Raw genomic sequence first — 22,527 nt, forward strand, 5'->3', positions numbered from 1 at the left:
TTTTTTAGTCAAGGTGTTTTTAACTAAGAGCATGGTAAAGATTGTAGAAAATATAAAAAGCTACCCCGCCATTGGTAAACGAGATAGCTTTCTAGTAGAAATGCATTTAATTTTCTTTGTTTATTGTTTTCATTCTTCCGTTTATTAAAGATAGTATAAGCTGTAGAATTCTTGTTGTAATGGTATACATTAATTATTTACTACTTACCTAAATCCCATTTAATAAGGTGGCCTGCGTGGGTAAGGCCTCCTCCAAATCCGTAGAGTAAGAGAACATCTCCATTTTTTAATTTCCCGTCGTTTATCCCTATTTGTAATGCTAGAGGAATGGAAACGGAAGAAGTGTTTCCCATGTACTCAACACTAGTTAATGTCTTCTCGACTGGAAACTCTGATCTTTCACATATAGATTCAATCATTCGTAAATTGGCACTGTGTGGAACGAACCAATTTACTTCTCTCTTTTGTAGATTTGCTTGTTCTAGCAATTCAGATATACCTAAAGGAATTGTTCGAGATGCCCACTTATATACTTCCCTTCCGTTTTGCACCATCTTGCCACTCGAACTCAAAGGTTGTCCATGCATAGTAGTAGATAAATTGGTGCGGTATACATGTTTACCTCCCTTTCCATTTGTACCGATATGCGTAGCAATAAAACTCGGGCGCTCTACATCACTTTCGACCAAAACAGCTGCAGCTCCATCCCCAAATAGGACACATGTAGTGCGATCTGTATAATCTGTAACCTTTGATAACGTTTCTGCAGTTACGATTAGGACTTTATGATGAAGTCCTGATGTAATAAAAGCGTTTGCCATGTGTAATCCGTATGTAAAACCAGCACAGGTAGCATTAAAGTCTAGGGCCCCTGTTGTAGGAATATCAAAGTAGTCTTGTATTTGAGCTGCTACGCTTGGAAATGCATAGTCCGGTGTCGTAGTTGAGACAATGATACATCCTACATCCTTTAACTCTTTCTGATACTGCTCCACTAAGTTTTCAATTGCTTTAACAGCTAGATCAGAAGAATATTCGTTTTCATCAGCAATTCTTCTTTCCCTCATGCCAGTTCGTTTCACGATCCATTCATCGTTTGTATCTACAATTCTTTCTAAATCGTCATTGGTAAGTCTTTTTTTCGGTACATATGTACCTATTGCTGTAATACGTGCAGTTGATTTCATTGTATTCACCCTTCTCTTATTTGTTACCAAGATATACAAATTGATATTAGTACTAGGTACTAATAAAGTCAATGATTTTATATGAAAAAATTGTAAATTAAATTCATTCAAGCTTAATAATAAAAATATAAACCTCCCCCGAATTATACCTGGAAGAGGTTTATATTTAGTAAGCTTATTAGAGGGTTAAGGTAATGACCATATGCATAAAATGCAAATTTTTTATTCATTCATTTTATTTTTTCTCTTGCATCAAACCTTTATAAATAAGGGATCTATAAAAAGCTGTATAAACGATAAACTCAAAAGGCGAACAAGCCCTTGAGTACCAAGGGTTTGTTTTTTGCATGAGTTCCGGAAACAGGTATTATGGTAACTACAAATTTATGAAGTATAAGTCTTATTAAGCAAATTTTTTATTTATTGTTATATTGTTTTATAACTGTGACTATAACTGCCATTAACAGAACAATTGCGCTATTTATAAGTAAATAGTATCCAACTTGTAAACCATAAAATATTGCAAAAGCGTCTCTAATGATCAACAGTGCTAATATACCACCTATTGCCCCAAATAAAGCCGCCAATAAGTATTAAGAAAAAGGTAGCCATTTTCTTTAATTCTCCTCTACGGATTATTAATTGGTTAAAATACCCAACACCTAATATCACTTTAACATAACATTCTATGTGAAAATTTTGCTTCTTATAACAGGTTTGATATTCATCCAAAAGAAGATGACTTACATTTTAAGATCTTTCTTTATATTTTTCCTTATAGTTAAACTGGCTAAGCGTTTACGCGCTGACTCCATAGGACCCATTTTAAAATAACGAAGCCACAAAACAGCAAATAACATTTGAAACAAGCAGATTAATACCCAAACAAAGATGACGAAGAATGAACGTGGGTGTCCACCCAATCCAAGGCCCCATCCATAAAATAAAATGGAGCTTAAAACATTCTGTAACACGTAGCAACTTAAAGACATCTTCCCTACTTTCTCTAAAACGCTCCATAACGAAAAGGCCTGAAATTTCTCAATTAGAAAACTAATTCCCCCCATGTATCCAATCGACAAAATAGGGGCAAATACATACCTTACTGGAAAATCAAAGTATCCTCCAGGAACAAATAATAATAGGTTTAGAGGTAGCCCAACTAAAAGTCCTGTCTTCATCATCCTCTTTCTGATATTAATACCCTTGGAGTTATTGTCAAAAGCCCCTATTCTCACTAGTAAAACACCCATTAAAAACATACATATATTAAAAGGAATGATGAAAATTGCTTCTGTGCGCAGCTCCCAAAAATGAAAAAGTCGATACTGAATTTGATTCATCCATGATCCATGTTGATAAAGGTTCATCACTTCTTTTTGGACAGCAACTAGCTCATCTCCTATTGAGTTAGTTAGCACACCTAAGAACACAAGTACTATAAAGAAAAGATGAATCGCTGCTGCACTAATCATTGTTATTCGTATCATTCTCTTTCGCATTTTTACGATAAACGATACGACAATGGCAGTTACTGCATAAGACATTAAAATGTCGTACTCTAAGACAAAAATAAAGTGCAAAAGCCCTTCCATTAATAAAAGTAAAGACAGCCATATGTACCTTCCCGGCCAAGTCTGATTTAATCGTTTTGATTGCTGATATTTCAGTTCTAAACCAACACCAAACATAATGGCTAAGAGGCCAAGTAATTTTCCGTTAATTAAGGACAGAAAAAGGATTCTCAAAAAGTCATCTCCTGATAACCACCATTGATTATGGTTAAAAGTAAATATATAATTTATATCTCCCAGATAGGTAAACAGCCAAATATTTGTTCCTAATGTTCCCAGAATCGCTAGTCCTCTTAATATATCTAAAGAGCGAATTCGTTTTTTATTCTCCACTTCCCATGCCCCCATCCTTTACTTTCATTCTAATAACGTTCCGAATACATTTCTAAAAAGGATTGTTTATTTTCGTTACTCTCCTTCTTGATATGTCATAGTTCAGCTATATTAGATTACGTCGCGTCACCTTCAACCCTTATTTTTAAATGAATGAATGAATGAATTATTTTTAGTGCAATAAAGAGAGCGTAGATACGTTTTGAGAAGTGCGAAGGCTGCCTGCTTTGGAAACAGGTTTAGCCAAAATCCAAAAGATATACTGGCTTACGCAGAGTACTAATTACAAAAAAAGAAACCCTAGTATTTTTAAGGTTTCTTTCTTTCTGATATTCCACTCTAAGCGACAATTGAAGATAAATTAAAATGCTTTTACTGCAATATAACGTTTTCCAACGTTTTGTAATTCATATTCTAAAAGCTGGCATCTAGCTTTTAGAAAGTTCGTTTATCTCCCTTTCAATAAGAGCTACTGAAAGTTCGAATGCTTGTATCCTTCTTTTAGCTAAGGTTATTTGAGATTTATATCTATTCGCATTTTCTTTAGCTTCAAACGTTTTTACAGTCTGCCTAAGCTTGTGCAAAGTTGAATCAATTTGACGTTTTGCTTCAACTAATTCAGGGACATCAAATTTCATTTGAGTCTCTCCTTTTTATAATTTTTATCGATAAGATGGCTTTCTTTAAAAAGGTTGTTTATCGGCAGAGCTACTGTTATCTATATTTCCTGTACATGAGTAGCCATCCAAAAATGTTTATTATACCAAATATAGTGAACACAAACTTACCACTTAAAACTTCTCTTAACAATATACTTGATAAACTAGTGTTTGTTTGTCTATAGAAATTGAAAGGTTCCTTTAAAAGAAGCAGGTTTTTTTGAGGTATTGAGAGGTGACGTCAATTTTTATTAAGATGCTCAGCTGTTCTAAAATAGCCTCTGCCTAAGGGTCACGCTAAGTAACCCATTCAAATTCTCTCAACGCAATAAAATTTGTCATACAAATTTCAATTTTCATCTTCACAACAAAAATAGTTTGTGATATACTTCACATGTAAGGATGTTCACATGAACTAACAAACTCTTGAATGTAAAGTAGAAAAAGCTATTTCACTCCGATGCCAATACGATTGAAATAGCTTTTTTTATGCTCTTATTTTGAGAACCCCCACCATTTCTACTGCTATGGCCTTCTGTACAGTTCTCTAGGAGAAGTAGTTACATCTATCTTACTCGCTTGCTTTTAGAGTTTGATGTTCCTAACCTATCACTCAAAAAATAGAGAGGGTTCTATTTTCCGCTTATTGCAGATCAACCCTTATTAATTGCCGCAATCGCTTTTGTAATACGAGCATCGTCACCTACTGCATCTAAGAGAGCTATTCCTTCAATTGTAACAAGAGCTAGTGCTGCTACTTGTTCTTTATCCTCTCCTTCGTCTACCTTAATGATATCTAGGTAGAACTGATAAAAGCTGTCGCAGATTTCCTTTGCTACAGAATGAAATGGGTCCCCTTCTTTTGATGCAACCGCAACTAATTCAAGCCACAGCTTAATGTATGGACGAACTTCAGGATCTCTCATCATGTTATACAAATGGGGAACTAGCGTCTGAAATGAATGCTTCTCCATTTCTGTATTGTGAAGCATGTAAATAAGCTTTTGAGAAATAAAGGATAGCACAACCGTAAATAATTCCTCTTTGTCATTAAAATAATGAAGTAGCATTCTATCGCTGGTTTCCGCTGCTTTCGCAAGATTTCGCAAACTGGAGGCCTGCAGACCATTTAATAAAATATAGTCAGCCGTTTTTTCTATAATTTCTTGTTTTTTCTTTTCACCTTTTTTCATATAAAGCTCCTTACTGTCTTTTTCTGTCGTATAGATACAATTATGAAGGAAACTTAGCTGCTTTGCATTATTCCCATTCATTTTTTTGTTGATAAAAAATGTAATGAGTGCTACATTTTAAGAAAGGGGGATGATTGAATTGGTAAGTAAAAACGACAAATCAATGGACAGTAACACATTTTCTAGAAATAATCGAATACCAAAAGCATTACTTATTTTAGTATTAGTATCTTTTTCTGTTTTAACAGGTCTGGCCGTATATCATTATGGCTTCCTTGGTATTTTTTCTCAGGCATTTAACAACTATGCTTCTATGCAAATATTCTTTGATTTATTGATAGCACTAATTCTAGTGCTTGTATGGATGTGGCATGATACAAAAAAGACAAATCGTTCTTTTTGGCCATGGGCACTAGTCACACTAATAATTGGCTCGTTCGGTCCCCTTTTGTATCTGTTGCTGCGCAAACGCATTTAGCAGATTAAAAGACTTTGTATTGCAAAAAGAAAGCCTTTTGCAAAATAAAACAAGGCTTTCTTTTTATCTAATTAAGTATTAATCAGCTGTTTCCTCTAGTACAACTTTAATAGCCTTTGCGAGCATCTTTGCTGTACGTGTTTCTTCCTTCGAGGAGTGGTTTAGAGATTTATATAAGGTTCCATCTTATAACACTATCATTTGGAAAGATAATAAAATAAAAAAGATTCTTTTAGATCCCCAAAAAGTAAAGATAATAAAGCAGGATCAAAATCATGCAATGAAGTTTATTGAACTTGTTAAAAAATCATCTAAGTAAACCTTTAATTGTTAAATTAAAGGTTTATTTCTATATATTGTGTTATACTCTTAAACATGTATTACGGTTGTAGAGGAGTTTTAAATTGAAACAGAAAGAGATTTTTTCGTGGATCAAATCCATCGTTATTGCTTGTATCCTGGCTTTTGTGGTGAGAGAGTACATATTTACGCCTATAGTAGTAGACGGTGAATCGATGATGCCTACTTTAAAAGATAGTGAACATATTATTCTTAATGAAATGGGTAAAAATAACGCAGATAATATAAAAAGATTTGATATTATCGTTTTTCACGCTACAAAGGAAAAAGACTATATTAAAAGAGTAATTGGTTTACCGGGTGATCATATAGAATATCGCAATGACACGCTATATATAAACGGAAAAAAATATGAAGAGCCTTATTTGGATCAATACAAAAAAGAAATAGTAACAGGCCCGTTAACTGAGGATTTTAAACTTGAGGATTTTACAGGCAGCAAAACAGTTCCAGAAGGTCAATTGTTTGTCATGGGAGATAATAGAATGTATAGCTTAGATAGCAGATCACCTCAAGTAGGAACAATCTCCGTAGACAAAATCGTAGGAAAAGCAAAATTAGCTTATTGGCCTTTAAAAGAATTTCAATGGATTAAATAAAGTCTTTAAAAGCTCCCTTATTAAAGGGAGCTTTTTCTATTAAATACAAACTAAAAAATAACGATATTTATGTGCTTTACCTTTATTATTTCTCCGCTACTATATTCAGTACTGCAGCTGCTTTTGGCCACCCCACGTAAAAAGCCATATGAGTTATTAGTACAATAATTTCTTTTTCAGTCACTCCATTCTTTTTTGCCAGCTGCAGATGAAAAGACATTTGTTCAGTGTTGCCAATACTGATTAAAGCAGAAAGTCACAAAGTTAGGAGCAAGATCTCTCATGTCGTTCAGCAGCTTAGAATTAATACCGTTATTCATATTTATTGTGCCTCCTTTTGATTAACCATTTGTGCGATTCCTTGCCCAAATGACCAGTTTTCAAGGGTTGTTTCGTTTACTGTAATAAAGATATTGTTTGTAGAAAGGTCTAAGTCAGTGTGAAGTCCCTCTGCAATGGACTGATGTAGCTTCTTTTTCTGCTCAATAGTTCTCCCCTGCCCACATGTAATAGAAGGAAACTTATTGAACGTAATGAATTTATCTATAAAAAAATCCTTTGCTTCCAGGGCAAAGAATTTTTTTGCAGTTATAGAGAGCTTTGTCCCTTTTACAGATTAATATAATACTCATCCACTATCTCTATCATGAGCATAGTTTTTTGATAAGCTGTCTTTAAAGTCTTGAGAAAGCTTCATATTTCTAAAATTTAAGCCAATTAAATCTTCAACATCTTCATTTAAATACGACCATTTAGATGGTGATGTCATTAAATGGTCTAACAAAACAGATTCATTAAAACCTATGACACATATATCTAAGCTCCTTTCTCCCCATATCGCCCACTGCTTAGAAGAAGAAAACCATACCACCTTCTCTGAATTATAGTAAGGGGCATCCGCAGGGTAATCCTCCGGTCCAATTTCTAAGGCATTCCTATACTCTTCACTTGATAAAGAAGTAGGAAGCTTCAAGTAATTAAAATAGCCAAACTCTTTATAAAAATAGTTTGTGGGGTGTGGATCTAAAACCGCAACTGTAACTTCCTTTTCACTAAAGATTTTTGTTAAATATTGTACGGTAGGCCAAAAATCATCACACATCACCCAATAGAACTCTTCAAATAAATAATAATCACACCTTTGGTTAAATACTTGGTCAGGCAATTCTTTATTTGTGTTAAAGATACTTTTTAAATTTTTATTAGTGGATTGAAATTCTTGGATATCTTTAATGAAAAAATTTGTGGGCTTCACAGTTTAGCCTCCTTTTTTATTAACTGGGCGTATGTTTGAACGGCGTGATGTTATCAACCTCGCATCTTAGTTCATAAAATTTCATGATTAAGGGGGGGGGGACATTAGAATCATATCTTAAAGCTTCCAATGTCCTCTTGCCTAACCTTCTATCTACTAATGCAAGAGCTTGAAGAATAATATTCTCAGAATTTAATGCTCGATGAATGGTCAGCTGAGGATACTGGATAAAAGCGCCATAAACATGTTCAGCGTTAAAAACGCCTCTATGTTTTAGAATACTTGCAGTGTAGTCCATATCATCTACCTGGCCAATGAATTCTGGGAAACATTCATATAAACACTCGGGAAAAGGTTTGCTTGTTTTTCTCTTCACTTCCTCCCAGAGGTTATCATGTTCCATTAAATATTCTGCTGAAGAAGCATTAAAAACTTCCTTTTTATCTAAAGTAATCCAAATACGCGTCCGCTCTCCACGAGAAACGTTATATTTAGTTAGATGAATACTCAATCTATGCTTCAATTTACCACAGATTAAATTCCCCATATCTTTCTTTACTTTTGTCCATTTCATACTATCCTTGTACCCCTATTCTTTCCTAAAACTATACGCTTCAGCTTATAGAAACATTATATTATATAAGATATTTGTTTTTCCTAATGTATTCAGCATATCCATATACCTTATCAAGATCTATTTCTTGCTGCTCTTTCTCTTCTAAGTCAAGCACTCTTTTCTATCTGCGTACGAGTTATGCTAAACCGAATATTCAAACCCCATCAACGCAATAAAGAAGCAGCCTCTCGCAAATAATGAGATTGCTTCTTGCACCTTAAAATTTGTCATACAAATTTCGTTTGCTACCTTCACAACAAAAATAGTTTGTGATATACTTCACATATAAGGATCTTCATATGAACTAACAAACTCTTGAATGTAAAATAGAAAAAGCTATTTCACTCCGATGCCAATACGATTGAAATAGCTTTTTTTATGCTCTTATTTCCATCACTCCATCCTTTCTTAGCTGTACGTTGTTTGGGTCTGTTTCCACTTGCTTCTGCATGTGAAGCGCAACCTTTTCAAAATCTATTTCATCATACTTGCTCATAGTCATACTCCTTTTAAATAAAAAACGTAAAAGCCGCCTCGGTTTGTCAGATAAGGCAGCTTTTACGAGAAATTTTATATAGAATTTGTTTTACTATGAATTATAGTATATTTTTCCTGCAAAAACTATATTTCCCTGTAGAGACACACTCGTCTAGGTAGAGAATATAGTTAACTATAAATTTAATAATAAATATGATTTAGTTATTGATCATCATCTATTTCATTTTATAAAGCGTAACCGATGGTCTACTATAATTGAATGTCTGAAATGTTGAGCACTAAAGAAAGAGAATGAATGATGGTTGGTCTATAGAAATGTATCAATCTTATTCGTTTAAAGACGACCATAAAAATAAGAGTAGGATTGTCATGAAGTTAATAAGGTTGTTGTAAGAAAATTATAGTTAAAACACTAAAGCCAAAGAAATGTATAGCCTTCTATGGCTTTTTTACTGCTGGCAAATCTGCGTCATTCTCTAGTTTAAAAAATCCCTTTTATATCGAACAGCAAGATATATACCTGAAGCAATGAATGCAATGGAATATTTAAATAAGAAGAAAATTTGCCACATATATTCTTTTGGGAAAATCAAGTCGCACAAAATGACTCCATACAGTACAACGAGGGCACTTTTTAAACCGATTTGACTTGTTCTTTCGTCAGACACACTCATGCCCATTTTCTTTTGAAAAACATATATTAAAACTGCTCCTACTATAAGCGATATAAATCCAATACAAATAAGCATATTCCAGTTACTATTTGATTGTTCTGTCCAGGTTCTCAAAGGAGTAAAAATGGCATTTTCTATTTTGTCAGTTATCATTTTAATCCCTTCCTTTCACATAACTAAAAATATCGTTCACATCTACGTTAAAGAAATCAGCTATTCGAAAAGCTAAAACAAGAGAAGGCGAATAATTATTCTTCTCCATCACATATATAGTTTGTTTAGATACTCCAACTGCGTCAGCCAATTCTTTTTGAGACATTCTGTTTAAAACTCGGTGCTCATACACTTTATTTTCAACGTAGTCACCATTTTTTTCTTTCAATGTAATCACCTTCCTTTTTTCGACTACAAGTATATAATACAACAAACTTTGATAAAGGTAAAGTAAACTTATACAAAAGATAAATATTATTATACAATTTAGGGAAATAAAAAGAGTTAGACTCTTAGCGAGGAGTCTAACTCTTTTTCTATTTCAACATCAAAAAATAAAGTACTCATTTCCTTTTACTGTTTAAAAACGGTTCATTTTCGTTTCTTCGCTAAAAACAATATTTGTTGATTAGTTAAATCCCATTAAGTTTTTCACCTGTTGAACATTCTCTAAAGAAGTTAATTTTTCTAATAGTAAAAAGGCCACATCAAACCCGGTGCTGGGGTTTGAGGAAGTAATTATATTGTGGTTTACGACAATATAATCATCTTGAACAAGTACACCAAATTCTTTTAACTGTGCCCTTCTTATACTTTTAGGGTGATTATAGGTAGTAGCTTTTTTACCTTCAAGAATCTCTCATCGTAAGCATTTTCGTAAAAATTTGCTTCTTCAAAGCCACTTGGTATAGCAAGCGCATCAAATTCTTTTACATTAATATCTGATACTAGCATTTCTGGAATTACAGTAAAATTCCATGTACATGTTAGTTTTGGATGTAAGCCCGCTGTTATTAGTTCAGTCGTGCCGTCTCCCTCAAATTTATTCCATCCAAACACATCTGTAAAAACGCTTGCTTCTACAGCTTCAAATCCATTTGCTAAAAGTAATAATATTTTCTTCATAGAATCATCTCCTTTCAGTAAATTTTATGAAATATTTATGCAATGTTATATACAAATAATTAGGTTATTTCTAAAGATAGCTATACTAAATTAGGTAATTACTTGATAATAATTAATAAAAAAAGGTTGACGATAAAATGGACGTAATAGATAGAAAAATACTTCATGAACTGCAGGCAAATGCTAAGATTTCAATGAAAGAATTAGCTCAAAAAGTTTACTTATCTTCTCCTTCTACCATTGAACGAGTGAGAAGGTTAGAGGAAAACGGGATTATAAAAGGCTATAAAACAATTGTTGATGCAGAAAAATTGAATAGAAACATAACTGCGTTTGTTTTATTTGAAACGACAAAATGTAAAAATCTTGCCGCGTTTTGTAGCGTTCATCCTGATGTAATGGAATGTTATCGTGTGGCAGGAAAAATAAGTTACATAGCAAAAATATGTACAGAGTCCGTACATACTTTAGAAGAATTTATTGATAAAGCTATGGAGTTTGGTACACCTTCAACAAACATCGTTTTATCATCACATACGAATATGGAACTTAAATTATCTCAAGATACTAGCAGTGGATAACTTTAAAAAAGCATGCTTATATATTTGTTAGTTAACAGTATCCAAATTGATTTTTCAAGAGAGCTAAATCAATCAAATTTCATATATGAGCTTGTTGTAATAAGGATTTTTAAAAGCAAGGAGGAGTATATAAGTGCAAATAAAAAAACATGAAAGACAGTTATTTTATGCCGGATGTCAATTCGTAGATATAGAAAATCAAGAACATGAAAACGTCTGCCTCTGCTTATTATGTATCCTACATACAAAGAAGAAAAAGTTGAAAAGATGGGACCTTACACGATAAGCGCTGCGCAAGATGCTCCACTTTCAGACGGATTATTTCCTTTAGTCATTCTTTCCCATGGAGATGGAAGCACGCCTCTTGCTTATCGAACCATTGCTCAATTTTTAGCACGTAATGGTTTTATTGTAGGGGTACCTCAGCATCCGTTTAATAATAGAGAAAATAATACGCTATCTGGAACAATAGACAATCTAAAAAATCGGCCTACTCATATACGTACTGTAATCGATTGGTTTTTAAAAGAAAATTCCTTTTCTCCATCCATTCATTCAAATAATATTTCTCTTATTGGCCATTCAATAGGAGGATATACGGCTCTTGCCGTAGCAGGTGGAGTTCCCACTTCTTTTCCTTCTGAATCTCCTGATCAAAAGCCTTATTGTTTATCTGTTGATCATGATAAGCGGGTTCAATCACTTATTCTTTTAGCGCCAGCCGCCGGATGGTTTAGAGAAAGAGGAGCTCTTGAAGACGTGAATATACCTATTTTAATGATTACAGGAGAAAAGGATACGATTACTCCTTCTTTTCACGGGGAATTTGTGTTAAATGGGGTTTCTGATGCGGAAAAAGTTCAGTATATCGTTGTAGAAAATGGAGGACATTTTTCATTTCTCAGTCCATTTCCGGACTTTATGAAATCTCCTACCTTCCTCCCTTCTCAGGATCCGGAAGGCTTTAATCGCAAAGAGTTTCATGAGGACCTGCAAAACACTATATTGAACTTTTTATTACATTCTTTTTAACAGATTAGTCAGTTGTACCACCTTTTCTTTTGAAGCAATTATATCTAAAGAAGAGCAGTTAAAATCCCTTAGAAACTGATGAGCTTCTAAGGGATTTTATTTGTAACCTTATGCTTACGAATCAGATGCGTCACCCTAAAGAATCCTTGAAGCGGTCAGAATGCCTATGTTAATTGCATGAACTGATAATGAATGGATTGACGATACTACTTCAAGCTCTTGTCTATCATTTTTTATTTCTCAACTTTTTTGTAAGGCACTGCATGACTTTCTTGCTTGCGTATACTGGCCAAGATCATTATCAGTAACACTAAACCAATACCAACCATAATGGTAGTTTTTCCACCGAAATGAGCTAGCCCACTCAAGAATAGTCCCACTATACCGAAGTCTGAATCTGAAAATGTAGCATTTGATAGACCCAAATCTCCCAACACGGGTATTAATAGAATTGGCATGAAACTGATTAAAAGGCCGTTCACAAATGATCCTAAAATCGCACCGCGTACACCACCCATTGCATTTCCAAACACCCCTGCAGCTGCACCGGTAAAGAAGTGAGGTACTACACCTGGCAAAATAATGATTCCTCCTGATAAAACTAGTATTAACATACTAACAATGCCGCCTAAAAAACTTGAAAAGAAACCAATTAATACAGCGTTTGGTGCATAAGTATAGATGATTGGAACATCTAATGCTGGCTTTGAATTTGGCACAATTTTAGAAGATATCCCTTTAAATGCTGGTACAATTTCAGCTAATACCAATCGTACACCAGCTAAAATGACGAAAACGCCGGCAGAAAACATTCCTGCTTGAAGTACCGCAAATAAAATATAGTTTTTTCCGTCACTTAATTTACCTTCGACATAACCAGGCCCCGCAAAAAGAGCGACAATAACGTAGAAAATCGCCATAGTTAATGCAATACTAACCGTACTGTCTCGTAAGAAGCCGAGACCTTTTGGAAAGTTAATTTTTTCTGTTGATACAATCTCTTTCTTTCCCTTTACAGCCATCCCCACGAGACCACCAACTGCAAAACCAACTGCTCCAGAATGTCCTAGTGCCACATTATCATTACCTGTTAGTTTACGGATAAAAGGCTGAACGAGGGCTGGAGAAAGCGTCATAAAAATTCCCACTGTTAAAGCACCAAAAAGAATTAATGAAAACGATGTAAAACCACTTACGGATAAAATGATGGCAATCATACATGACATGTACAAAGTGATATGTCCTGTCAGAAAAATATATTTAAATCGTGTAAAACGAGCAATCAGCAGGTTTACAATCATACCAAAAAACATAATTAATGCGGTCGAAGAACCATATTTACTCAGTGCAATCGCAACGATGGCTTCATTATTTGGAACGACACCGTTTACGTTAAATGCTGCTTTGAACATTTCTCCAAATGGAGCGAGTGCTTGCTGAAGAATCCCTGCACCTGCTGTAATAACCAGGAACCCAACAAACGTTTTTGTTGTTCCTTTTAGTGTATCTGAAAGATTTTTCTTTTGTGCAAGTAGACCTACTAGAGCAATTATGGCTACTAAAACTGAAGGTTCACTCAGAACGTTAACTAATACATTTAACACCTGATTCATCGCTATCACCTCTCAATTTCTTTACAGTAGATTTTTTTCTTGCAGAACCCCTTTTAATTTAGCGCGTAATTCTTCTAAATCAATAATATTATCCAAAATTACGACGTTTCCTAAGCTTGCCCCGCCCTCTGCAATATCTTTTGCAAGGAAGAACACGTCTGCATCCTCTGGTGTTGCAGAACCTAAATCAGAATGATCTACTTCTACGCCGCTTACTCCCATCTCATTCAACAACTGTTGAATATTCATTTCCACCATAAAACTTGTTCCTAATCCTGATCCGCATACTGTTAAAATTTTCATTATTCATCTTCTCCTTTTTTTCGCATCATAGCTATAATTTCAGCTGAAGTTTCAGCTTCTTTTAAACGTTTTAATGAGTCTTCATTTACTAAAAATGAGGTCAATTCTGACAGTGCTTTTAAATGTAATTTGTTATCAATGGCTGCTAGACAGATAAACAAGTCAATTGCATGTTCTTCTTGGTTCAGTAACAAAACTGGTTTCTTCATTCGTAAAAGGGACATACCAAGCTCTTGTACACCTTGTTCTGGCCGGGCATGAGGAATAGCAATTCCTTTCCCTATATGAATAAAAGCTCCCATTTCTAAAACTCTATCAATCATTGCTTGAGTATAGGCTGAGGTAATATAATGCTGTTCCTCCAAAGGTTTTGCTGCCAATTGGATTGCTTCTTCCCACTCTAGAGAATCGTCAGAGAATTGAATCTTATCCTCTGTTAAAAGTTCAGAAAGCATAGGGGCGTAACTCCTTTCACGTGTATGGCTTTGTCTTAAATGTTTCGTTAAATCTTCATAAAGCGCTTTTTCATTTTTAATAGTTGCATATTTTCGTATGGTCGCCATTAACTTATCCATTGGGATAGTTGATTGAACCGGCAAATTGAAATCGGCTGCCACGGCCTGCTGCAAATAGTTTTCCTCTAGCGCTGTTAATAATGGACGTGTTAAATAAACAGGCTTGGATGATTCCAAATAAATAGTTGAAAAAATCATATCGTAACTGTCTGGTGACAGTTTTTCGATTTCTGCAGCCGAATATGATTCTGTAAAATGCAATTTTGGAAACAGTTGTCGTAATTGCGTTCGTAGCATCATAGAGGAACTAATCCCGTTTGGGCAAACGATTGTGGCTCTATACACTTTAGGTTTAGCCTCCAGTTTTCGAACATGCCCACCGAATAAAATCGTAAAATACCCTATCTCTTCATCTGAAATACATTTTCCCGTATATTCAGAAAGCGGCTTCAACGCCTGTTTAACAAATTCAAAGAGTACACCGTGCTCTGTTTTAATTGTGTCAATCAACGGATTTGATAATGGCACTTCACAGATGATTCTAAAATAGGCTGGTACCAAATGTTTATATAAGAGCGATTTTAAAATATGCCTTTCCTTAAATGGTACTAATATTAAGCGCTCTACTTCTGAAATAATAGTACTCGATACAAGGTCAAGCTTTTCATCAATATGGAGCTCGTCTATATTCTGCATAGCAGATAACAATTGAACCGTTAGATAGATAACCTCTGCTTCAGCCACTTCATCAAATAAATAAGCTGATAGCTCTTCCCCCATTTTTAGTAAGGGCTGTTCTTTCATTAATTTAACTTGCTTGATTGGTAGAATCAGTTTATGATGCCCAGACCTGCACTGTAGAAATAAGAGTTCATAAACTAGCTGATCTAGCCGGTTACTAACAAAATCAATCCGATATTTTTTAGCTAAATCATTTACATTCTCTCTAATTGCTGAACCCGTATTTTCATAATTCCAACTATTAAGAACCTGCTTCATCCCTGAAATGCCCATTGGCAATTGCAAAAGTGTTCCAATACAAATAGTTGCAAATCGACGCTTAAGCCTCTCTTCTCCCTCTAGATGAAAGCCATCTGTCCGGTTATAAGATAACTGAATGCCTTCTTTCTCACAATACGAACGAAGCTTTTTAATATCCGCTAGTGCTGTATTCCTGCTTACCTGCAGAAAAGACTGATAATGTATATTTGCTATCGGCTCTTTTCTTATATACGTGTATAAATAAATTAAGTATATCCGCTCAGTCTCTTGAAAAACTGACTGCTGACGGTTAAGCGATGTGCCTTCTAGTTTCCAATAATTTTTAATTCTTTCATCAACCTTAAATTCTATATCAATCACTTGAATTTCCGGTAAATCTAAATTGCTTAATGCATTGTTCAACTTATCAAGCGTATAAGCAAATTGTCGAGGTGATAAATTTATTTGAAGTCTCAACTCCGGAATTGATAACTTCGGGTAATTAATCATCTGCTCAAGCAGCTGCAATGATTTATGATCAAACATCTTATTATCCTCCTCATGTTTATTATAAAATAGAAGTGTTAGCGATTACATAACTGTTCAATCCAATCTTTGTTGTCATTTTAGAATAGCTGTTGGACTGAAGGTTATATTTCCCATTTAAAAGTTTAACATAAGCTCTCGCACCACAGAATAGCAAACGTTTATTATTTGATTTTTATCTTTTAAAGCTATAGTAAAGCAATTTAAATGGCCTCCCTTACTATAGTACGCTTTTCTATCGGCGTAAAAACAAAAAAAGAAGCGACCCTTCGGCAGCTTCTTTTACTATTTACCATCATGATTGGAACTATTGTCACCTACAAAACATTCACTTACATTCAGTCTCTTAAAAACGAAAGCAGCGCTTCGTTAAATTCATGTGCATGCGTTGCATTTAAGCCGTGAGGACCGCCTTTTATTAAAGCTAATTTCGAATCAGAAATGGCTTCATGCGTTCGCTTTCCGCTATATTCAAATGGAACGATCTCGTCTGCATCACCGTGAATAATAAGAGTCGGTATTGTAAACTTAGCTAAATCGTCTCTGAAATCCGTTTTGCTGAAAGCAGCTATACAGTCTAATGTTCCTTTGGGCGATGCAGCTGCTGCAATATCCCGGTTGTACAGTCGAAATGGTTCGCTGACTAAGCCCTTTCCGTCTTCAGCTCCAAAAAATGTTTTTGTAAAATCATCAAGAAAAGCTAAACGATCATTTTTTACGCCGTTTTCAAATTCTTGGATTCCTGCATCATCCAATGCTCCTTCAGGATGATCCTCTGACTTGTAAAGAAATGGTGGTACGGCTCCTGCAAATACGGCTTTTTCTACTCTATCTGTGCCGTATGTTCCTACATAACGGGCTACTTCTCCGCCACCCATTGAAAACCCAACTAGTGTCACATTTTTTAAATCCAAATGTTCTAGCAACTGATGTAGATCAGCAGCAAATGTATCATAATCGTAGCCGTCCCATGGCTGAGAAGACTTGCCGAATCCTCGACGGTCATACGTGATGACTCTGTGTCCAGCCTCAATAAGAGCCGGAACTTGATATTCCCAAGACCGTCCGCTTAGTGGCCAGCCGTGGATTAAGACGACCGGCTTTCCTGTCCCGTGATCCTCATAGTATAGTTCAATAGGTGCTTCATTTTCTGTTCCTACCGTAATTTTTGCCATTTCGCTACCTCCATTATATAGTCGTTCTTTATTTGGTTAAGTGGTCGTAAACCTAGCGTAGATCATAAAAAAGATCGCTAATTCTCCTATAATAACAGTGCTGGGAACAATCAGTATTAAGTTAATAATAAAAAACAGCGCTAAAATCCCTAAAAACATTCCCAAGTGATACACTTTCAAACGATGTTGTTCAAATCTATATTGGTGAAACACAAGAGTGGTTGCCATGAAATAAAGCAGCACGGATCCGAATACAAAATATAAGCTGAATGTGTACTGAACTTCATGTAAAAACATGAGCTTAATCGATGCTGCAATCATGCTTAGAGACATGAGGATAAGTAAGTGTCCGTAAATAATCGTTTGTCCGGCTCTTTGAATAGACTTGTTTACTTTCTTTTCTACATTCTCAAAGTACTGCCACCACATGGCAATAATCAGGACAAATGAAATAACCGAAAATAAAATGGTATTCCAGTCCCCTTTTTGTGGCTGTATCACAGCAAGAATGCTGACAACGGATTCTCCAAACAGGATTAATGTTAACAAAGCAAAACGCTCTAATAAATGAGCGGTGTTGGTCGGTAATTTTGCCAGTCTATTATGCCCTAAAATAGGTAAAATCATATCCACTGCAATTCCTGTATACAACACGGCGTAGCGAATCCATGAATCAAAAAGAAGAGAAAGAAGTGAGATAAAAATCCCAATTCCAAAGCATGTACCTAAAAACACAGCAACTTTTTTTCGTTCATCTCGTTCAAATTTTTGAACAATAAGGTATTGAATCGAGGTTAATGCTCTTAGCCCAATATAGCCAATCAAAAAAGACACGTAATATTGATCAAAATCTACGGACAGGCTTGAGATCATGATAAGAACAAACAGCATTTGAAGAATCATAAAGATGCGCTGATGCAAAAAATCTTGTCCAAACCGATTGATAAACATCGTTTGTCCGGTCCACGCCCACCATATAGGAATAAAAATTAGTACAAACTTTAACAAATACTCTCCATGAATATACCCTTGTTCAACGTGAAGCAAAACATGCGTAGCAGTAGCAACGGCTGCCACAAATAACAAATCATAAAAAAGCTCCAGCCACGTAACTTTTTTTTCTTCCACTACTCCGCATCCCTTCCTATCATTTACCAGGCTGTCGTGAATGTACTTTATTTTATATATAAGAGACGCATACTTCATGAAAGGCAGCTTAGTAAAAGATAGGTGAGCCAACGGTTCATCAGTCGGCTCACCTATCTAACAATTACTTTTATGTTGTTACATTTTCTCCATCACATAAATGATCCATAGATGCCATTCTACTTTCGTGTCTTATATGTAAAGAGAACGACCGATGCCAAACATAAGCTCCGCTATGTTAGACGCTCTGCTTGCTGAAATCGCGCTGAGCTCCTCTATAGCTGCCCATCAAGTTTTGATAACCAGGAAGATGACTAGAAATTAAATTGCCAAAACCTTCAACGTCGTTGCGCCAGTCACGCTGCAGCTCGCACGCTACGCTAAACCAGTTCATAAGCTGCGCGCCGCCGTGAGCCATACGCGTTAATGCTGCATCTGCGACTTGCTTATTGAACGTCCCGGAAGCGTCTGTCACAACAAACACTTCATAGCCTGCTTTAATGGCAGAAAGCGCAGGAAAAGCGACGCAGACGTCTGTCACTACACCCGCGATAATCAGCTGTTTTTTCCCAGTCGCTTTAATGGCTTTAACAAAGTCTTCATTGTCCCACGCGTTAATTTGTCCAGGACGAGCTATTTTTGGCGCGTCAGGAAACAAATCCACGAGTTCCCCCATTAGCGGGCCGTTGGGTCCATTTTCAAAGCTAGTTGTTAAAATAACCGGTAAATCAAAGAATTTAGCCGTATCACCAAGAGCCAATACGTTGTTTTTAAATTCATCAACACCATAATCACGTACAAGGCCGGAAATAAGGCCCGTTTGGTGGTCAACTAAAAGCACGGCAGCATCATCTTTTGAAAGGCGAGAGTAAAGATCAGACATTTTATCATCCTCCTTAAATTAAGGCAAGTAAGGACACGTACCTTTTCCGTTCCTTACAAGCGGTCTATCATTTGAACGGTTTTTTGGATTTCATTTATGATCTGTTGAGTAAAACATCTATAGAAAGAAAAGCTATTTCTGAGGTGAAGGTTCGTGAGGTGTGTTCTCTTTCTTAATCTAGAACAGGAACAGGCGCTTGATCAATCCAATGAATGAACTGCTGTAAGTAGCGCTGAAGATAGCGTTTCGTTGACTCATCAGTTAGTACCTTTTGTTGAGCATCAACTTTTTCATGAACTTGCGAAATCAGCATTTTTTGAAAGGGTAAAACATTGACTTGCATCGCTTCTAGTACTTCTCTCGTTTGCTTTTGAGCAAAAGCCGTACCGAAGCCTCCTGGAGTTGCTCCAATGAGACCAACTGGTTTTCTGTTTAAAACAGAAGAAGTCCGAGGCCTTGATGCCCAGTCCAAAGCATTTTTTAATACCCCTGTAATTCCGGAATTGTACTCTGGACTTACAATGATAACACCGTCAACATCTTGAATCGCAGCTCTAAAGGATGCGACAGATTCTGGTGATCCGTCAACTTCTAAGTCTTCATTAAAAAAAGGCAGGCTGCTTATTTCAATCCAGCGATATTGAGCTGAGTCATCTAATGTAGTCAATGACTCAGCAATCATTCGGTTATACGAATTCTTTCGTAAACTTCCACAAATAAGACCAATCGTTTTTGTCATCTATTCACCTCCTTACTTGGAATTAATTTCATATTACCACGGTGTTTCAAATATAGATATTAGTTTTATATATAGATAAATTAATTCCTTCTTTGTACCTAATTTGGGATCGAACTAGCGTTTTACTATTACTAAAAGAATTATTTCAGTAAAATTCAGTCTAATTCTCTCACTTCAAAAGGAATCAAAGCTCTTTCAATTTGATCTCGATGGGTTTCGTACTGTTCAGGAAGCATGAGCTTTTCTCCCATTGTTTCAAGTGACTCATCATGTGCAAAGCCTGGAGGGTCTGTTGCAATTTCAAATAGAATTTCTCCGTGTTCTTTAAAGTAAATCGCATTAAAGTAATTTCGATCTCGAACAGCCGTCACTCCGTATCCGCTATCGGCTACGTATTTCTGCCATTCTAATTGATCTTCATCATCTTTTGCTCGCCATGCAATATGGTGAACCGTTCCAACGCCCATTTGCCCGCGCCCAATGGTTGTTAATTTTAAATCGATGACATTTCCAATGTCAGCTGATGATTGAAAACGTATAAAATCTCCTTCTTGACCTACTTTTTTTAGCCCCATTACGTCTTCTAATAATTGAGCTGTTTCATCAGGTCGAACCGATAATAACGTAGCGCCTCCGAACCCTTTAATAGCAACATCCGAATTAATTTCACCAGCTTGCCACGTATTCTTTTCACCTTCTTCTCTTTCCACAATCTCTAGATGCAAACCATGAGGATCGTCAAACTCTAAATACTGCTCTCCAAATCGCTCCATCTTTGTAGCTGGAACTCCAAACTTAGCTAATCGCTGTTCCCAAAAGCCCATCGCACCTTTTGGAACCACATAGGAAGTTACGCCAACTTGCCCGTCGCCTATTTTTCCTTGTCGTGCATTTGCCCACGGAAAGAATGTGATAATCGTTCCAGGTTTTCCGCCTTCATTCCCAAAGTAAAGGTGATACGTTCCTGGATCATCAAAGTTTACCGTTTGTTTGACCAAGCGTAACCCTAACACGCCCGCATAGAAATCAACATTTTCCTGAGGATGACCTACAATCGCCGTGATATGATGAATACCCGCTGTTTTTTTACTCATTGCTACCATCTCCTTCGATACATTTTTCGTCATATATTTCGTTATCCCTCTTAAAATTAAAACTATTTATCATAAATATCTCGAATTCAAGATATTGGTCAAAAAATAAAAGCACCTTTCTTATTCCAACCTATTCTCTCTTTTAGAAAATAAAAGTATCGAGTGCATAATAACCTGGTCCAGCAATTGCTACACCAACCGCTACAACTAGAAGTGTAAGATTATATTCATACCCATTTTGTGTTGCCCAGTATCCATTTGGACCGTGTACTTTCACAATAGCCATGACCATTGTTCCTGCAATTAAAAGCGCTCCAAGCGGCGTAAGAAGTCATGCAGCAAATAAAGCCCCGCCTACCAGCTCTGATAATCCAGCCATTAACGCCATTCTAACACCTGGCTTCATTCCGATGGATTCAAACCAGCCTCCCGTTCCTTTTAGCCCGTGGCCGCCAAACCATCCAAACAATTTCTGAGTTCCATGGGCCATAAAAGATAATCCAATGACTAAACGTATTAACAATAAACCAATGCTCACCATTTTTTATTCCTCCTATTTTTTCATCACTTTAAAATCTCGAATTAAAATATCTTGAATTAAGGATAATTATAAAACCTTATAATTCCACTGTCAATATAAATTTTTATATTTTTTTGCAGCTAGTTGAAACGCTTAGCGACGTATTAAAAACATATTCATGATTTTGTGTGGATATGAGCATGGAAGTGGAAAATATAACGGCTGAACTTTGTTGTTCTTACTAAAAGTGAAGTGGTTTTTGAAACGCAACTATACTTAATGATTCTGAGCTAAATTGAGGCCCTTTTTTGTATCAAAACTTATTTCAAGACCTATAAACAGAAGCGTATACATAAATAAAAGAAGCAATCCCGTATCGCCAGAGTTTGCTCCTTCTATTTGGACACATAGAGAATACCCAACTGTTAGATAGTACTTGTGTGTATAACTAACCGAAGTTTTTTTCTACTTTCAAATATTTAAGACCTTTTATTAAATAAGCTCAGACACTCGGAGCCATTTTTATTTTAGTTCTTTAAAGCCAACTGCACTTTACACTAAATTATAGTTTAACTCTTACCTCAGTACCGTCAGTAGCTTTAACATCTACTAGTACCATTCCCTTATGTTTCTTCAGTTCCTTGACGATAGGCTTTAGCACACTTTTATCTATTAGCGGAAAAGTAAAGTTCAGCTCTTTTCTTTTAAAATGTTCTTTTGTCCATTTATCTATATGCTTCTGGATAAATTTCGAAAAAGCAACGCTAATAGCAACGTTTAAAAGAGCATATGGAATTGGGATACTAAACCGAGCTTCTTTGGTTTTCACTTTTACATGAATCATAAGCAAGCCG

At 35.7% G+C, this 22,527-nt stretch carries 21 protein-coding genes and 4 pseudogenes; 4 read left to right on the forward strand and 21 right to left on the reverse strand.

Features of this window, described 5'->3' with window-relative positions; all coding sequences use genetic code 11:
- Positions 1-200: 200 nt before the first annotated feature.
- The 4 genes from MKX72_RS18175 to MKX72_RS18190 all read right to left on the reverse strand — a co-directional run bounded on the left by MKX72_RS18175 (position 201) and on the right by MKX72_RS18190 (position 4,946).
- The gene (locus MKX72_RS18175; RefSeq protein ID WP_155007771.1) at positions 201-1,187 is read right to left on the reverse strand and encodes a ketoacyl-ACP synthase III; all 987 of its coding nucleotides are present in this window, start codon (positions 1,185-1,187) and stop codon (positions 201-203) included.
- 743 nt (positions 1,188-1,930) lie between these two features.
- The gene (locus MKX72_RS18180) at positions 1,931-3,109 is read right to left on the reverse strand and encodes a DUF418 domain-containing protein (protein WP_155007770.1); all 1,179 of its coding nucleotides are present in this window, start codon (positions 3,107-3,109) and stop codon (positions 1,931-1,933) included.
- A 413-nt stretch (positions 3,110-3,522) separates the two neighbouring features.
- Entirely contained in the window at positions 3,523-3,732 is a 210-nt protein-coding gene (locus tag MKX72_RS18185; protein WP_155007769.1) for a hypothetical protein, read from the reverse strand.
- 674 nt (positions 3,733-4,406) lie between these two features.
- Positions 4,407-4,946: a TetR/AcrR family transcriptional regulator gene (locus MKX72_RS18190; protein ID WP_028414833.1), complete on the reverse strand. Its 540-nt coding sequence runs from the start codon at positions 4,944-4,946 to the stop codon at positions 4,407-4,409.
- Between the two features lie 130 nt (positions 4,947-5,076).
- On the opposite strand from MKX72_RS18190, the gene MKX72_RS18195 reads away from it, so the two are divergent.
- Positions 5,077-5,424, forward strand: a complete 348-nt coding sequence (locus MKX72_RS18195; protein WP_228123016.1) for a DUF2834 domain-containing protein — start codon at positions 5,077-5,079, stop codon at positions 5,422-5,424.
- Positions 5,425-5,828: 404 nt separating this feature from the next.
- Positions 5,829-6,383, forward strand: coding sequence for a signal peptidase I (gene lepB / locus MKX72_RS18200; protein ID WP_155007767.1), 555 nt, complete (start codon positions 5,829-5,831; stop codon positions 6,381-6,383).
- 85 nt (positions 6,384-6,468) lie between these two features.
- Here lepB and MKX72_RS18205 read toward each other — a convergent pair.
- The 7 genes and pseudogenes from MKX72_RS18205 to MKX72_RS18235 all read right to left on the reverse strand — a co-directional run.
- Positions 6,469-6,639: pseudogene (locus MKX72_RS18205) on the reverse strand (carboxymuconolactone decarboxylase family protein); the annotation flags it as partial.
- Between the two features lie 66 nt (positions 6,640-6,705).
- Positions 6,706-6,897, reverse strand: a pseudogene (locus MKX72_RS18210) (tautomerase family protein); the annotation flags it as partial.
- A gap of 114 nt (positions 6,898-7,011) precedes the next feature.
- A complete protein-coding gene (locus MKX72_RS18215; protein ID WP_155007766.1) occupies positions 7,012-7,638 on the reverse strand; it encodes a hypothetical protein in 627 nt (208 codons plus the stop codon).
- A gap of 19 nt (positions 7,639-7,657) precedes the next feature.
- Positions 7,658-8,212, reverse strand: a complete 555-nt coding sequence (locus tag MKX72_RS18220; RefSeq protein ID WP_340760663.1) for an SF0329 family protein — start codon at positions 8,210-8,212, stop codon at positions 7,658-7,660.
- A gap of 1,016 nt (positions 8,213-9,228) precedes the next feature.
- Positions 9,229-9,579 (reverse strand): DUF2178 domain-containing protein, encoded by a 351-nt coding sequence (locus MKX72_RS18225; protein WP_014458864.1) that lies wholly within the window; start codon positions 9,577-9,579, stop codon positions 9,229-9,231.
- A gap of 1 nt (position 9,580) precedes the next feature.
- Positions 9,581-9,808, reverse strand: coding sequence for a helix-turn-helix transcriptional regulator (locus MKX72_RS18230; protein WP_028414839.1), 228 nt, complete (start codon positions 9,806-9,808; stop codon positions 9,581-9,583).
- A 240-nt stretch (positions 9,809-10,048) separates the two neighbouring features.
- Positions 10,049-10,545: pseudogene (locus MKX72_RS18235) on the reverse strand (DJ-1/PfpI family protein).
- Between the two features lie 137 nt (positions 10,546-10,682).
- Here MKX72_RS18235 and MKX72_RS18240 point away from each other — a divergent pair.
- Together MKX72_RS18240 and MKX72_RS18245 are read left to right on the forward strand one after the other, a co-directional pair.
- Positions 10,683-11,126, forward strand: a complete 444-nt coding sequence (locus tag MKX72_RS18240) for an Lrp/AsnC family transcriptional regulator (RefSeq protein WP_155007765.1) — start codon at positions 10,683-10,685, stop codon at positions 11,124-11,126.
- A gap of 267 nt (positions 11,127-11,393) precedes the next feature.
- Complete coding sequence (locus tag MKX72_RS18245) at positions 11,394-12,158, forward strand: alpha/beta hydrolase family protein (RefSeq protein ID WP_235918728.1); 765 nt, start codon at positions 11,394-11,396, stop codon at positions 12,156-12,158.
- A 233-nt stretch (positions 12,159-12,391) separates the two neighbouring features.
- Here MKX72_RS18245 and MKX72_RS18250 read toward each other — a convergent pair whose 3' ends face one another.
- The 10 genes and pseudogenes from MKX72_RS18250 to MKX72_RS18295 form a co-directional block, all read right to left on the reverse strand.
- The gene (locus MKX72_RS18250; protein WP_028414843.1) at positions 12,392-13,771 is read right to left on the reverse strand and encodes a PTS ascorbate transporter subunit IIC; all 1,380 of its coding nucleotides are present in this window, start codon (positions 13,769-13,771) and stop codon (positions 12,392-12,394) included.
- Between the two features lie 21 nt (positions 13,772-13,792).
- Complete coding sequence (locus MKX72_RS18255; RefSeq protein ID WP_098626290.1) at positions 13,793-14,074, reverse strand: PTS sugar transporter subunit IIB; 282 nt, start codon at positions 14,072-14,074, stop codon at positions 13,793-13,795.
- Positions 14,074-16,116: a BglG family transcription antiterminator gene (locus MKX72_RS18260; protein ID WP_098626288.1), complete on the reverse strand. Its 2,043-nt coding sequence runs from the start codon at positions 16,114-16,116 to the stop codon at positions 14,074-14,076. Before MKX72_RS18260 ends, MKX72_RS18255 begins: the two co-directional genes overlap by 1 nt.
- Before the next feature lie 338 nt (positions 16,117-16,454).
- Complete coding sequence (locus tag MKX72_RS18265) at positions 16,455-17,291, reverse strand: alpha/beta fold hydrolase (RefSeq protein ID WP_034267352.1); 837 nt, start codon at positions 17,289-17,291, stop codon at positions 16,455-16,457.
- Between the two features lie 36 nt (positions 17,292-17,327).
- Positions 17,328-18,419, reverse strand: coding sequence for a low temperature requirement protein A (locus MKX72_RS18270; RefSeq protein ID WP_155007764.1), 1,092 nt, complete (start codon positions 18,417-18,419; stop codon positions 17,328-17,330).
- Between the two features lie 256 nt (positions 18,420-18,675).
- Complete coding sequence (ycaC, locus tag MKX72_RS18275) at positions 18,676-19,320, reverse strand: isochorismate family cysteine hydrolase YcaC (RefSeq protein WP_098999684.1); 645 nt, start codon at positions 19,318-19,320, stop codon at positions 18,676-18,678.
- 172 nt (positions 19,321-19,492) lie between these two features.
- Complete coding sequence (locus MKX72_RS18280; RefSeq protein WP_155007763.1) at positions 19,493-20,059, reverse strand: NADPH-dependent FMN reductase; 567 nt, start codon at positions 20,057-20,059, stop codon at positions 19,493-19,495.
- Positions 20,060-20,214: 155 nt separating this feature from the next.
- Complete coding sequence (locus MKX72_RS18285; RefSeq protein ID WP_155007762.1) at positions 20,215-21,153, reverse strand: ring-cleaving dioxygenase; 939 nt, start codon at positions 21,151-21,153, stop codon at positions 20,215-20,217.
- Between the two features lie 142 nt (positions 21,154-21,295).
- A pseudogene (locus MKX72_RS18290) lies at positions 21,296-21,694 on the reverse strand (DoxX family protein).
- Between the two features lie 541 nt (positions 21,695-22,235).
- Complete coding sequence (locus MKX72_RS18295) at positions 22,236-22,517, reverse strand: hypothetical protein (RefSeq protein ID WP_028409889.1); 282 nt, start codon at positions 22,515-22,517, stop codon at positions 22,236-22,238.
- Positions 22,518-22,527 lie beyond the last annotated feature (10 nt).

Origin of the sequence: Priestia sp. FSL R5-0597 (assembly GCF_038006305.1) — a bacterium.
Lineage (GTDB): Bacteria > Bacillota > Bacilli > Bacillales > Bacillaceae_H > Priestia > Priestia zanthoxyli.

Bases quoted from the DNA above. Each gene is read 5' to 3' on its own strand.
- MKX72_RS18175 (WP_155007771.1), bottom strand. From the start codon at position 1,187: ATGAAATCAACTGCACGTATTACAGCAATAGGTACATATGTACCGAAA.
- MKX72_RS18225 (WP_014458864.1), bottom strand. From the start codon at position 9,579: ATGATAACTGACAAAATAGAAAATGCCATTTTTACTCCTTTGAGAACC.
- MKX72_RS18260 (WP_098626288.1), bottom strand. From the start codon at position 16,116: ATGTTTGATCATAAATCATTGCAGCTGCTTGAGCAGATGATTAATTAC.
- MKX72_RS18255 (WP_098626290.1), bottom strand. From the start codon at position 14,074: ATGAAAATTTTAACAGTATGCGGATCAGGATTAGGAACAAGTTTTATG.
- MKX72_RS18245 (WP_235918728.1), top strand. From the start codon at position 11,394: ATGGGACCTTACACGATAAGCGCTGCGCAAGATGCTCCACTTTCAGAC.
- MKX72_RS18195 (WP_228123016.1), top strand. From the start codon at position 5,077: ATGATTGAATTGGTAAGTAAAAACGACAAATCAATGGACAGTAACACA.
- MKX72_RS18280 (WP_155007763.1), bottom strand. From the start codon at position 20,059: ATGACAAAAACGATTGGTCTTATTTGTGGAAGTTTACGAAAGAATTCG.
- MKX72_RS18285 (WP_155007762.1), bottom strand. From the start codon at position 21,153: ATGAGTAAAAAAACAGCGGGTATTCATCATATCACGGCGATTGTAGGT.
- MKX72_RS18190 (WP_028414833.1), bottom strand. From the start codon at position 4,946: ATGAAAAAAGGTGAAAAGAAAAAACAAGAAATTATAGAAAAAACGGCT.
- MKX72_RS18180 (WP_155007770.1), bottom strand. From the start codon at position 3,109: ATGGGGGCATGGGAAGTGGAGAATAAAAAACGAATTCGCTCTTTAGAT.
- ycaC (WP_098999684.1), bottom strand. From the start codon at position 19,320: ATGTCTGATCTTTACTCTCGCCTTTCAAAAGATGATGCTGCCGTGCTT.
- MKX72_RS18220 (WP_340760663.1), bottom strand. From the start codon at position 8,212: ATGAAATGGACAAAAGTAAAGAAAGATATGGGGAATTTAATCTGTGGT.
- MKX72_RS18185 (WP_155007769.1), bottom strand. From the start codon at position 3,732: ATGAAATTTGATGTCCCTGAATTAGTTGAAGCAAAACGTCAAATTGAT.
- MKX72_RS18250 (WP_028414843.1), bottom strand. From the start codon at position 13,771: ATGAATCAGGTGTTAAATGTATTAGTTAACGTTCTGAGTGAACCTTCA.
- MKX72_RS18240 (WP_155007765.1), top strand. From the start codon at position 10,683: ATGGACGTAATAGATAGAAAAATACTTCATGAACTGCAGGCAAATGCT.
- MKX72_RS18295 (WP_028409889.1), bottom strand. From the start codon at position 22,517: ATGATTCATGTAAAAGTGAAAACCAAAGAAGCTCGGTTTAGTATCCCA.
- MKX72_RS18265 (WP_034267352.1), bottom strand. From the start codon at position 17,291: ATGGCAAAAATTACGGTAGGAACAGAAAATGAAGCACCTATTGAACTA.